Raw genomic sequence first — 12424 nt, 5'->3', positions numbered from 1 at the left:
TATTAGTCGGGTTTTATTGATCTGAGCGGACGCACGGGCAACATGATGTGGCACTATACGTAAAATTTTTTTAAGGGAGTAAAGAGTGTGTTTAGCCAGCTGCATGCGCATTGTGTCAAAAAAGGACCAAAAATCTTAGGGTTATCTGCATCGCTCACCCCATTTTTCGTTAAAAAGTTGTTACTGCAACAACTCTTAAACTGGCAATTTCGTCATTCTTTGGCTGAAGGTGAGTTAAACTTTCTGGAAGGGCGCTTTCTGGGTATCGAAATTGGTGATGTGAATTTAACATGGGTCACCACGATTCAGAATGGCCAACTGGCGGTATTGCAGGATGCCGAAGCGGATGTCTGGTTTCGGGGCAATGCCAACGATTTATTGCTGGTGGCAGCACGTAAAGCAGATCCCGATATGTTATTTTTTCAACGCCGACTGGTTATTGAAGGCGATACAGAATTGGGACTGGAGGTGAAGAACGTAATGGATGCAATTGAACTTGACGCCATGCCCACGCCGTTACGCACGGGATTGCAGCAGCTTGCTGCTTTTGTGGAAGCTGGTATGACACTGGACTCAAAAGCCGCTCAGGCACGCGCAGGTGACACATGTTGATTCGAACCGAGATTGGTGTCGATGCAGCAGGTATCGACAGTTTACTGAAACGCTGCTTCAAGAGCGCCGCCGAAGCGGAATTAACACAGTCATTACGCGAAGATGGTTTACTCACGCTTGGCGTAGTGGCCACGGACGATGAAGGTCAAGTTTTAGGTTACGCGGCTTTCAGTCCAGTGACGTTGCAAGGTGAAGATCGTGGCTGGGTAGCCTTAGCCCCGTTGGCGGTGGATGAAAGCTTGCGCGGTCAAGGCATCGCCAAGCAGCTGATTTATGAAGGGCTGGATACGCTCAACGAGTTCGGCTACAGCGCGGTCGTGGTGCTAGGCGATCCGGCATTTTTTAATCGCTTTGGTTTTGAACCGGCGGCGCGACACGGCCTACATTGCCGCTGGCAGGGCGCAGAAGCAGCTTTCCAGATCTACCGTCTGGCGGAGGACGCTTTTGAGGGCGCAGAAGGACAAGTCGAGTTCGGCGAACCCTTTAATCGCTTCGACTAAACCAGTCCTCAAGGCTGGCAGGTTGGCTGGCGACTAACAGCAGTTTTTGCTGACGCGTCAGCTGCTTAACCTGATACTCCAGTTGCGATGCTCGGGCACGATCGCCAGCTTCGCAGTGGAACACTAAATCAAGAGGACCTTTGCCGCGCAGGGCGCGAGCACCGCGTCCATTTTGATGCTGATTAACGCGACGAATGACGTCAGTGGTAATTCCTGTGTAAAGGATGCCTGCGGCAGTGCGCACAATGTAGAGCTGCCAGCTCTGATTCATAACCCATTTCTCTCAATAATGCCTGCCGGGCAGTGTAGCGCGCTTGTGGCGTGGCGGCTATCTGGCGAATTGCGCATTGAATGGAGCGCCTTGTGTCCGACCGTCCTCATCTGGTTCGTTACCTGAAAAAGCAACACGTTCTTTCTCTCTGCTGTGCTGCAGACAGTGAATTATGGTGCGCCAACTGTTTTTATGTTTTTGATGAAACGCGCATGGCCTTTTGGATCATGACGGAGACAGATACGCGCCACGGCTTGTTGTTAATGAAAAATACGCAAGTGGCGGGCACCGTGAATGGTCAACCTAAAACGGTGTTATTGATAAAAGGCGTACAGTATCGCGGGCGAATCGCGTTATTAAAAAGTGAAGATGAGACTGAATCGATAGCGCGTCAGGCTTATCAGAAGCGCTTCCCTATTGCGCGCAAAGTTTCCGCACCGCTTTGGGAGATCCGTTTAGACGAATTGAAAATGACTGATAATGCCTTGGGATTCGGTAAGAAGATTATCTGGCAGCGAGCCAATCTGGACTGAAAATTCCCTTTCCCTGGCGGGAAAGGGAAATAAGCTTACAGCGCTTGCAGAATCCGCACTGACTCGCGATTAAACGCCGGTAAGTCATCAGGCGTACGGCTGGTGACAAGCTTGTCATTATCCACAACGACTTCTTTGTCATGGAAGTCCGCCCCGGCATTAATCAGGTCGATGGCGATAGCCTTGACCGAGGTCATTTTGCGTCCACGCACGCCGTTAGCGCTAATCAGCAACTGCGGACCGTGACAGATAGCAAAGATCGGCTTGCCGGTGGCGACAAAATCTTTCGTGAACGTGACAAAACGATCATCGCCGCGCAGTGAATCTGGGGAGTGTCCGCCTGGTAGCAGCAGCGCATCAAATTCAGCAGGGCTGACATCATCGATGCTGCGATCGATTGTCACTTCTGCTTCGCCTTTTTTGCCTTTAACGGTTTTCCCGGCCTGCATCTCAATGGTTACAACGTCAAAACCTGCTTGCTTATAAGCATCTGCAGGTGAGGTAAATTCTGAGTCTTCGAATTCATCGGTGATCAAAACCGCAACTTTCTTGCTCATTTATTCCTCCTTAATAGTGTGTAGCGCGACTTACGCTATTCTCTACCCATCGTGCTTCACGCTGCAGCAGCACTGCTGCAATCTGAATAACTCAGGATATTCATACCCATTAAGCCTGGTCGGCAATGATGAAAATGCAAGCCAAGCCGGGGATATGAGCACTCTTTTTGTCATTAAGTAGAATAATGTATAAGGGGATGCGATGAATCGCGTATTACTGACTGGTGCAACCGGGTTGGTGGGGTCATATCTGCTACGCCTGTTGATTGAGGATTCACGCATCGACGAAATCATCGCGCCCACGCGGCGGCCATTACCCGCGATGCGTAAAGTGGTGAATCCCGTTGAAGCGGATCTCACAGATGTTTTGGGCCCGCTAGAAGCCTCGCTGGATACGGTATTTTGCTGTCTGGGTACCACGCGCAAGCAGGCGGGCAGTAAAGAAGCGTTTGTACACGTTGATTACACGTTGGTGGTAGATAGCGGATTAAGCGGCTTACGGCTCGGAGCAAAACAGATGCTGGTGGTCAGCGCACACGGCGCTAATCGTAGCTCGCCGTTTTTCTATAACCGGGTAAAAGGTGAGATGGAAAACGCGCTGCGTCATCAAGGCTGGCCGCACCTTACGCTGGTGCGACCTTCACTGCTGCTGGGTGAGCGGTCGAAGAAACGTGGCGGTGAAAGTCTGATGGCCCCGCTGTTCAATATGTTGCCTGGCAACTGGCGTTCGGTGCAGGCACGCGATGTCGCGCAATGCCTGCACGATCAGGCATTTTTACCGGGAAAAGCGCGCGTCACCGTCATTGAATCCGGTGACATTCCGCGCAACTTAACGTAAATACCAGAGTTGTTGATTGCGGCTGCCGCGCCATTGCAGCGTGGCATCTTTCTCTGCCTCAATGAAACGCCCATCAATTAACACATCGATAAAATCCAGCACTTCGCGCTGTGACGCATTCAGTTCGTCAATTTGATAGCCGGTCCACAGCCAAATATCTTTCCCCGCGCACTCTTTGCGTACTCGCTTAACCAGACGGCGAATGTGCGGCACGTTATGCGGATGCAGCGGATCGCCACCGCTTAGCGACAACCCCTGGCGCGGAATGCGCGTATCCATTAAATCTGCCAACAGACGCTCCTCCATTTCCAGGCTAAAGGGCACGCCAGAATCGAGCCGCCAGGTGCTTTGGTTGTAACAGCCGCGACACTGATGCTCGCAGCCTGCCACAAACAGCGTGCAGCGAGTGCCGGGTCCATTCACGACATCGACGTCGTAATAGCGATGAACATGCATCATCCCAGCGGCCCGCTGTCGAGATGTTTGACGCGGCGCTGTACTTCCTGCTGCTTGCCGCTGTTAAAGGGTCGGGCATCCGGGCTGCCGAGATAACCGCAGACGCGCCGCGTAACCGAAACGCGCGCCGGATCGTGATTACCGCATTGCGGACAAGTAAACCCGCGGCTGGTACAGCTAAACTCGCCGCTGAAGCCGCAGTCGTAACATTCATCGATAGGCGTATTGGTGCCGTAATAAGGCACGCGGTCGTAGCTGTAATCCCAGACATCCTCCAGCGCTTTCAGGTTGTGTTGCATGTTGGGATATTCGCCGTAACAGATGAACCCGCCACTCGCTAACGCCGGATAGGGCGCTTCGAAGTCGATTTTGTCGTAGGGATTAACCTTTTTCTCCACATCAAGGTGGAAGCTGTTGGTGTAATAGCCTTTATCGGTGACGCCTGCGACCACGCCAAATTCGGCCGCATCAAGGCGGCAAAAACGGTCGCACAGATTTTCACTTGGCGTGCTGTAGAGGCTGAAGCCATAGCCGGTTTCGGCTTTCCAGGCTTCTGTGGCTGCCCGCATATGCGTAATAATGGCAACGCCTTTGTTACGCAGCGCCGCACTGTCGTAAGGATGTTGAGCGCCGCCGCTCAGTGCATTCAGTGTTTCATGCAGGCCGATAAAACCCAGCGAAAGCGATGCGCGACCATGGCGAAAAATCGGGCCAATCTCATCATCCGCTTTAAGCCGAACGCCACATGCGCCTTCCATATAGAGAATCGGCGCGACGCGCGCTTTGGTTTTCTCCAACCGTGCCACACGCGTCATTAATGCGCGTTTCGCCAGCGCCAGTCGCGTATCCAGCAGCGACCAAAAACGCGCATCATCCCCTTGGGCTTCCAGCGCAATGCGTGGCAGGTTCAGGCTGATTACGCCAATGTTATTGCGTCCTTCGTGAATCTGCTGGCCGTTCTCTTCGTACACGCCCAGAAAGCTGCGGCAGCCCATGGGCGTTTTGAATGAGCCGGTGACCTGAACCACCTGATCGTAATTCAAAATGTCGGGGTACATGCGTTTGCTGGCGCATTCAAGCGCCAGCTGCTTGATATCGTAATTGACGTCGCCCGCGCGGCGGTTAACGCCTTCACGAATCGCAAACACCAGCTTAGGGAACACCGCCGTTTTATGATTTTTACCCAATCCGGCCAGTCGGTTACGTAAAATGGATTGCTGAATCAAACGCGACGCCCAATCGGTGCCGAGACCAAAGCCAAATGTCACAAACGGCGTTTGTCCGTTGGCGGTATGCAACGTGTTGACCTCATATTCCAACGACTGAAAAGCGTCATAACACTCTTTTTCAGTGCGTGCCCGCGCATAGGCTTCTGGCTCCGCGATCTGCCATTCGTCAGCCACCGCGCGATGTTTCGCCAGGCTCAGCGCCACAAAAGGCGCGAGCACTTCATCAATGCGGTTGATAGTGGTGCCGCCGTAAATATGACTGGCGACCTGCGCAATAATTTGTGCGGTCACGGCGGTTGCAGTGGCAATGGATCTCGGCGGTGCGATCTCCGCGTTGCCCATTTTGAAACCGTTGTTCAACATGCCCGTTAAATCGATCAGCATGCAGTTAAACATCGGGAAGAAAGGGGAATAATCGAGATCGTGATAATGAATTTCACCGCGTTCGTGCGCCAGCACGACATCACGCGGCAGAATTTGCTGTTGCGCATAATGTTTAGCGACGATCCCCGCCAGCAAATCGCGCTGCGTCGGGATCACTTTGCTGTCTTTATTGGCGTTTTCATTGAGCAAGGCCGCATTGGTCTGATCGACCAAACCGCGAATAGCGTGATGCAGTTTGCCACGTTGTTCACGTGCGACATCGCGGTCATGACGATACTCAATATAAGCACGCGCCAGATGCGGATAAGGCCCACACATCAAGGTTTCCTCAACGGCATACTGAATATCACGAATATCGACTTCATGCTTTTCTGCCAGCTGCGCGCTGACGTTATCTGCCACCGCTGCACACCAGGCCGCATCATCAACTTTTACTGCTAATGCTGCGGCTGCAACCGCATCACGAATGCGCTGCGCATCATACCCAATGCGACACCCGTCGCGTTTTATTACCACCGTTGCCATCTTCCTGAATCCATATATAGATGTTTTTAAGGAGCATACGCACTACATGTAGTTATTTCCTTGAAATAATGCTGCTCAATTTGACCGAAAACAAAGAAGCGATATCCAGTTTTGAAAAGGCGTCCGCAGCCTAAAAACGGGGATAGGTTCACACTTCTCTGCGACTCACTTGATTTACGCCGCGAAACAACTTTAATGAAGCCTTTGTGCTCTCTTCTCGTCATTGACTCTACAAGGATGCCCGCCGATGTCGTTACGCCGTTCTTTTGTTGCCTGTTGTTGCGCTTTGTCCTTCTCCGCTTTTGCCGAAAACTTGTCTTTAATGCCTTGGCCGCAACAGGTTGAGCAGCCTGCCAGCGGAGAGAAATTACGTTTGACGCCACAGCTAACGCTGAATATTTCTGGCGATCATCTGGCTGGCGCTGAGTCGCGTTGGCTGGCGCGCATTGCCCGGCAAACGGGCTGGCCATTGCTGCCAGCGGCGCAGCCGGTTGAACATCCAACCATTCGCGTGGTGATTGCGCGCGCCGTTGACCCGCTCCCTAAACCGGACAGCGATGAAAGCTACCAGTTGCAGGTCAACGGTGACGGTGTGCTGCTCAGTGCAAATACCCGGTTCGGCGCGATGCGCGGTATGGAAACGTTGTTACAGCTGATTGAAAATGGGGACAAAGAGACGGCAATACCTTACGTCACCATTCACGACAAACCGCGCTTTCCATGGCGTGGTTTGCTGATCGACGGCGCGCGTCATTTCATGCCGATTGAAACCATCAAACGGCAGATCGATGGTCTTGCTGCTGCGCGTATGAACGTTTTTCACTGGCATTTGACTGACGATCAGGGCTGGCGCTTTGCATCCAGCCATTATCCGCAGCTGCAACAGAAGGCCAGCGATGGCCTGTTTTATAGCCAAGAAGAGATGCGCGAAGTGGTGCGCTATGCTACCGAGCGCGGCGTGCGTGTGGTGCCGGAACTGGATGTACCGGGACACGCTTCTGCTATCGCGGTGGCAATGCCTGAACTGATGAGCGCGCCGGGACCTTACAAAATGGAGCGTGGCTGGGGCGTATTTAAGCCGCTGCTCGATCCCAGCAATGAGCAGGTTTATCACGTGATCGATACGCTGGTGGGCGAAATGGCGGCGATCTTCCCCGATCCCTACCTGCATATTGGTGGTGATGAGGTGGATCCCACTCAATGGAATGCGTCCAGCAAAATTCAGCAGTTCATGCGCGACAATAACCTGAAAGATGCCCATGCGTTACAGGCTTACTTCAATCTGCGGGTCGAGAAGATTCTTGAAGCGCATCATCGTCAAATGGTGGGTTGGGATGAGATTTATCATCCTGACCTGCCACGCAGTATTTTAATTCAGTCGTGGCAAGGTCAGGATGCGCTGGGCGCGGTGGCCAAAGATAATTATCGCGGCATTCTCTCTACCGGTTTTTATCTCGATCAGCCACAACCTGCCGATTATCACTATCGCAATGAAATCTTCCCGCAAGGTCTGGAAGCACAGGATGAGATCCACAGCGGCGAACAGGCGCAGAGCTGGTCATTTACTCTGCCACGCCTCAAAGGCAAGGCCGTCGACGGCAGTTTTACGCTGATCGAGGGCAAAGAGGGTTGGCGTGGCTTTATCGATTTCGCTGGTAAATCGCGTCGCATGGTGAAGAGCATTACCTGGCTTTCATCGCAGCAGGTGAGCTTCGAGGTTGATACCTGGATGGGGCCTCTTAAACCGACCCTGACGCTCACGCCAGATGCGCTTAGCGGTTACATGCTGGTTGGCAATGTGCGTTATGCCACACAAGGGAAGCGGATGGCGAAAGTGCCAGCAGGTATCGTCCCAACGCTGCCGAATCCGCAGCAGATGCAGCAAAACCTGTTGGGCGGTGAAGCCGCACTCTGGGCCGAGAACGTTAACAGCAGCATCATTGATACCAAATTATGGCCACGTGCTTTTGCGGTTGCTGAACGTTTATGGTCGGCAAAAGACGTCACTCAACCCGACAATATGTATCAACGCCTTGAAGCTATGGATCGCTGGACCACAATCTCAGTCGGCACGCAGCAACATGCACAAGCTGAACAGCAGATGATGCGATTGGCGAATCGTAGTGATATTCAACCGCTACGGCTGTTCGCACAAGCACTGGAACCGGCGCAATATTACACGCGTCAGCATCTGAAATTTCAGGCGGGACATTATGATTATCACGAACCCTTGAATCGTCTGGCGGATGTGCTGCCAGCAGAAAGTCTTGCGGTACGCGCCCTGGACAAACAGGTGGATGCGCTGATTGCCAACCGGGCCAATTCATCCGCAGCGGCAGCGATTCGTGCGCAGTTGCACATTTGGCACGATAACAACGATCAGTTAAAACCGCTGCTAAGCGCCAGTTATATGTTACAGCCGCTCGAAAACAGCGCCAAACAGGTCAATGAGCTGAGCCAAATGGGAATTGAATTGGTGAATGCCTATACGCGTAATCAGGCATTTGGTGCCAACGACGTGGCCGACATGCATGCCAAACTGGATGCAGCGGCGCAATTGCAGGATGAAACGGTGATTGCACTGGTGCGGCCGCTAGAGAAATTGTTGCGCGCCTTTAAATAAAAGAGCGCGTCGCTTGAGGCGGCAAGCGGGTAAGTCCCCGGGCGCTTACGCAGGTAAGTGGCCGGGGCGAACATGCGCAGCCAACGCATCTGTCGTTCGGAGTAGACAGCGGGATTAAATGGGCCTGCTGACAGAATGACGCCGCACCAGCGTCGGACTAAACATATTCGTCACTTCAGGCAGCGGCTGGTCGTTAGCCAATGCTAACGCCAGTTCTGCGGCCTGCTGCGCCATGGTGACAATCGGGTAGCGCACCGTGGTAAGGCGCGGACGTACATAGCGCGACACCAACACATCATCGAAACCAATCAGTGACATCTCTTCCGGGACACGTACGCCGTTGTCGCTTAGCACCGCCAGTGCACCGGCAGCCATCGAGTCGTTATAGCAGGCGACGGCGGTGAAATTTCTGCCGCGTCCTAACAGCTCAGTCATTGCCTGTTCGCCGCCGACTTCATCCGGTTCGCCCCACGTCACCAGGCGGTCGTTACACGGCAAACCGTGCTCTTTCAGCGCGTCGTAATAGCCTTGCAAACGATCTTCCGCGTCGGAAATGGTATGAGTAGAGCAGACGAAGGCAATATTTTGATGGCCCAACTGAATCAGATGGCGCGTCGCCAGCCAGGCACCGTAGCGGTCATCGAGCGCGATGCAGCGTTTTTCAAAGCCTTTGAGCAGCCGATTGAGCAGCACCATCCCCGGTACTTGCTTCATTAACACTTCCAGTTCGGCATCAGGAATTTTTTTGGCGTGAACCACCAACGCTGCACAGCGATGACGCATTAATTGCTCAATCGCCTGCCGCTCTTTTTGCTCATTGTGGTAACCGTTACCAATCAGCAAAAAGTTACCGGTTTGTCCTGCCACCTCATCAACAGCTTTAACCATTGCGCCGAAAAAGGGATCGGAAACGTCACCCACGACTAAACCCAAGGTTTCAGTGGATTGCTGCGCCAGAGCGCGTGCATTGGCGTTTGGATGATATTGCAGTTGCTCCATTGCCTGGCCTACAGCCTGACGCGAGCTTTCACTGGCTTTAGGGGAATTATTGATAACGCGAGAAACCGTGGCGACAGAAACGCCCGCCAGTCTGGCAACATCCTTAATGGTCGACATGCGTTTACCTGCTTCCGGGGAAAACGTTTACACATGGCATCAGTGTTACGGAAAAGCAGGCTCACATCAACCCAACAGAATGCCAGCGTCGTCGCAAAAGAGCGCAAAATCAGCCCTTGTGCAGCGGCTTACAAGGGCGACGCGTTGCATGTTATGCTGTTTTTCCCCAACACCTGCTGTGAAAAACAAAGATGAAAACAAGAGTGCCACATCTGGCGCACTGGGGCGCCTTTAACGCCGTGACAGAAAATGATCGTCTGATTGGCTGCGAACCGTTTTTCGCCGATGCCGATCCGTCACCGATGCTGAATACTATTCCTGAACTGGTCTACTCCGATAAACGTATCCGCCAACCGATGGTGCGTCGCTCGTGGCTAAAATCGCGCGAAAACAGCGATCGCACATTGCGTGGCCGGGAAGATTTTGTCGCGGTGGATTGGGATACCGCGCTGGATTTAGTGGCAGACGAAAACCGCCGTATCCGCGAGCGCTACGGCGCATCGGGCATTTTCACCGGTTCGTATGGCTGGTCTTCTGCGGGCCGTGTTAACCATGCGCGCACGCTGGTTCGCCGCTTTTACTTTAAGGGCGGCGGCGGTGTTGATCAGCAGGGGAATTACAGTTGGGGCGCAGCACAGTTTTTCCTGCCGTATGTGATTGGCACGTATATGCCGCTTACCGGTCGCGTGACCGATTGGCCAGAAGTGGTTGAACACGCGGAAATTTTTGTCGCCTTTGGCGGTTTGGCGCTGAAAAATGCGCAGGTCGCTTCCGGCGGTGCCGGTCAGCACACGTTGAAACCGGCGCTGGAACAGCTCGTCGCCAAAGGTACGCCGATCATCAACATCAGTCCGATGCGTGACGATTGCCCTGCCTTTGTTAACGCCGACTGGATCCCGATTCGCCCCAATACCGATGCCGCATTAATGATGGCGCTGGGCTATGAAATTCAGCAGCGCGGCGCGGTAGATGAGGCTTTTCTTGCCAGCCATTGCACCGGCTGGCCGCAGCTGCGTGCTTATCTGCTGGGCGAAAGTGACGGCGTGGCCAAAACCGCCGGTTGGGCCAGCCGTATCACCGGGATTCCGGCAGAGCGCATTGTGCAGTTGGCACAGCAGCTCATCGGTAAACGCAGCTTTATTACCTGTTCCTATTCGGTACAGCGCGCGCACCGTGGCGAGCAGCCCTATTGGATGATGATTGCGCTCTCTTCAATGCTGGGTCAGCCAGGCTTACCGGGTGCGGGCTTCTCCTTCGGGCACGGTTCGATGAACAGCGTCGGCAATCCGCGTCAGGAAGGGCCTTCGCCATTAATGAGTACTGGACCCAACCCCGGCGGCCTGTCGATTCCTGTGGCTCGCATCAGCGACATGCTGCTGAATCCTGGCCAGCCTTATCCATTCCAGGGCGAAACGCTGACCTATCCCGATATCCATCTGGTGCACTGGGCGGGCGGCAATCCATTCCATCATCACCAGCAGCTCAACCGTCTGGTGGAAGGGTGGCAGAAGCCCGATACGGTAGTGGTGCAGGATATTGTCTGGACGCCGGCGGCACAGATGGCGGATATCGTATTACCCGCCACCACCACGCTGGAGCGCAACGACATTGGCGGGTCATCTCGCGATCGCTTCGTGTTTGCGATGCATCAGGCGGTTAAACCGCAGCATCAGGCGCGCAATGATTTCGATATTTTTGCTGATCTTGCTGAGCGTCTTGGCTACCGCGAAACCTTCACCGAAGGACGCAATGAGATGGAGTGGATCGCGCACCTTTATCAGCAATGTGCGGTGGCACATGCGCATAAAGGCATCGAGTTCCCCGAATTTGACGCATTTTGGCAACGCGGCTTTGTTGAGATTCCCGAAGGCGGCAAGCCTTATGTGTTTATGGATAATTTCCGCGCCGATCCAGTCGCCCATCCGATTCAAACCGCCAGCGGCAAGATTGAGCTGTTTAGTCAGACCATCGCCGATTATCAGCTGGACGATGTTGCCGGACACCCTGAATGGCGTGAGCCGCAGGAGTGGTTGGGTTCGCCGTTGAGCCGTGACTATCCGCTGCACATGATCTCGATTCAACCCTCTGATCGTCTGCACAGTCAGCTGGATGCCACGGAAACCGTGCAGGGCAACAAAACGGCCGGGCATGAAACGCTCTACATGCATCCGCAAGATGCCGCTGTGCGTGGCATCGTGGAGGGTGATGAGATCGAAGTCAGCAATACGCGCGGCACGATGCTGGCAGGCGTGCGTGTGACCGACGGATTAACGCCGGGCGTGGTGATCGTGTCTACCGGTGCCTGGTTTGATCCCGGCTTCGGCGGCAAATGGCAGCCGTGGGATCGCGCGGGCAACCCAAATGTGCTGACGCTGGACATCGGGACCTCGTCGCTGACCCAAGGTCCTAATGCCATGAGTTGCCTGGTAGAAATCAAAAAACATCCCGTTTGCAAAATAGCGTAGAGATCTCATGGCTGGTTACATTTTGCGGGTAACTGTTGCGTTTGAGTGATAGCAGCCGATCAATCCACCTTGCTACAGTCAGGGTCCCAGAGGTATTGATGGGTGAACATCAATAGATTTTTTTTGATTACACCAACCTGCGCAGATGCGCAGGTTTTTTTTGCCCAAAATTCAGTGATTAACATTCTCCAGAGCGTTCGGCTTGCAGGAAGGCGGCAAAGAAATCAATCTCAATGCGCTTACTGGAGTCAGTGATTCGAATGAACCAGAGCCGTCAACGCATCTGCAAGCTGAAATTTAACGAGGATTACGAAC

At 53.6% G+C, this 12424-nt stretch carries 11 protein-coding genes; 6 read left to right on the top strand and 5 right to left on the bottom strand.

Translation table 11 applies throughout. The annotated features are described in order from the left end of the window. The first annotated feature begins 87 nt into the window (after positions 1-87). Positions 88-612, top strand: coding sequence for an SCP2 domain-containing protein (locus tag MUG06_RS11740; RefSeq protein ID WP_215847786.1), 525 nt, complete (start codon positions 88-90; stop codon positions 610-612). Next, a complete protein-coding gene (locus MUG06_RS11735) occupies positions 606-1112 on the top strand; it encodes an N-acetyltransferase (protein WP_243078707.1) in 507 nt (168 codons plus the stop codon). Before MUG06_RS11740 ends, MUG06_RS11735 begins: the two co-directional genes overlap by 7 nt. Here MUG06_RS11735 and MUG06_RS11730 read toward each other — a convergent pair. Next, a complete protein-coding gene (locus MUG06_RS11730; RefSeq protein ID WP_243078706.1) occupies positions 1096-1383 on the bottom strand; it encodes a GIY-YIG nuclease family protein in 288 nt (95 codons plus the stop codon). The genes MUG06_RS11735 and MUG06_RS11730 overlap by 17 nt on opposite strands. Positions 1384-1475: 92 nt before the next feature. On the opposite strand from MUG06_RS11730, the gene MUG06_RS11725 reads away from it, so the two are divergent. Continuing rightward, entirely contained in the window at positions 1476-1916 is a 441-nt protein-coding gene (locus MUG06_RS11725) for a YhbP family protein (protein ID WP_243078705.1), read from the top strand. Positions 1917-1951: 35 nt separating this feature from the next. Here the strand turns inward: MUG06_RS11725 and MUG06_RS11720 are convergent, their stop codons facing one another. After that, positions 1952-2473, bottom strand: coding sequence for a type 1 glutamine amidotransferase domain-containing protein (locus MUG06_RS11720; protein ID WP_215847783.1), 522 nt, complete (start codon positions 2471-2473; stop codon positions 1952-1954). 202 nt (positions 2474-2675) lie between these two features. Here MUG06_RS11720 and MUG06_RS11715 point away from each other — a divergent pair, with 202 nt between their 5' ends. After that, the gene (locus MUG06_RS11715; RefSeq protein WP_243078704.1) at positions 2676-3311 is read left to right on the top strand and encodes an NAD(P)H-binding protein; all 636 of its coding nucleotides are present in this window, start codon (positions 2676-2678) and stop codon (positions 3309-3311) included. Here MUG06_RS11715 and nrdG read toward each other — a convergent pair. Together nrdG and nrdD are read right to left on the bottom strand one after the other, a co-directional pair. After that, positions 3303-3767 (bottom strand): anaerobic ribonucleoside-triphosphate reductase-activating protein, encoded by a 465-nt coding sequence (gene nrdG / locus MUG06_RS11710; protein ID WP_243078822.1) that lies wholly within the window; start codon positions 3765-3767, stop codon positions 3303-3305. The genes MUG06_RS11715 and nrdG overlap by 9 nt on opposite strands. Then, positions 3767-5905, bottom strand: a complete 2139-nt coding sequence (gene nrdD / locus MUG06_RS11705) for an anaerobic ribonucleoside-triphosphate reductase (protein WP_243078703.1) — start codon at positions 5903-5905, stop codon at positions 3767-3769. Before nrdD ends, nrdG begins: the two co-directional genes overlap by 1 nt. Before the next feature lie 247 nt (positions 5906-6152). Here nrdD and MUG06_RS11700 point away from each other — a divergent pair, with 247 nt between their 5' ends. Next, positions 6153-8528 (top strand): family 20 glycosylhydrolase, encoded by a 2376-nt coding sequence (locus MUG06_RS11700; RefSeq protein WP_243078702.1) that lies wholly within the window; start codon positions 6153-6155, stop codon positions 8526-8528. 114 nt (positions 8529-8642) lie between these two features. On the opposite strand, the gene galR is transcribed toward MUG06_RS11700, so the two are convergent. After that, positions 8643-9644, bottom strand: coding sequence for an HTH-type transcriptional regulator GalR (galR, locus tag MUG06_RS11695; RefSeq protein ID WP_243078701.1), 1002 nt, complete (start codon positions 9642-9644; stop codon positions 8643-8645). Between the two features lie 191 nt (positions 9645-9835). On the opposite strand from galR, the gene MUG06_RS11690 reads away from it, so the two are divergent. Further along, positions 9836-12109, top strand: coding sequence for a molybdopterin guanine dinucleotide-containing S/N-oxide reductase (locus tag MUG06_RS11690; protein WP_215847778.1), 2274 nt, complete (start codon positions 9836-9838; stop codon positions 12107-12109). Positions 12110-12424 lie beyond the last annotated feature (315 nt).

Source organism: Pantoea sp. MQR6 (assembly GCF_022761075.1).
Lineage (GTDB): Bacteria > Pseudomonadota > Gammaproteobacteria > Enterobacterales > Enterobacteriaceae > Pantoea > Pantoea phytostimulans.
Note: the sequence above shows the minus strand (reverse complement) of the source record. Positions and strands in the feature narration are given on the sequence as shown.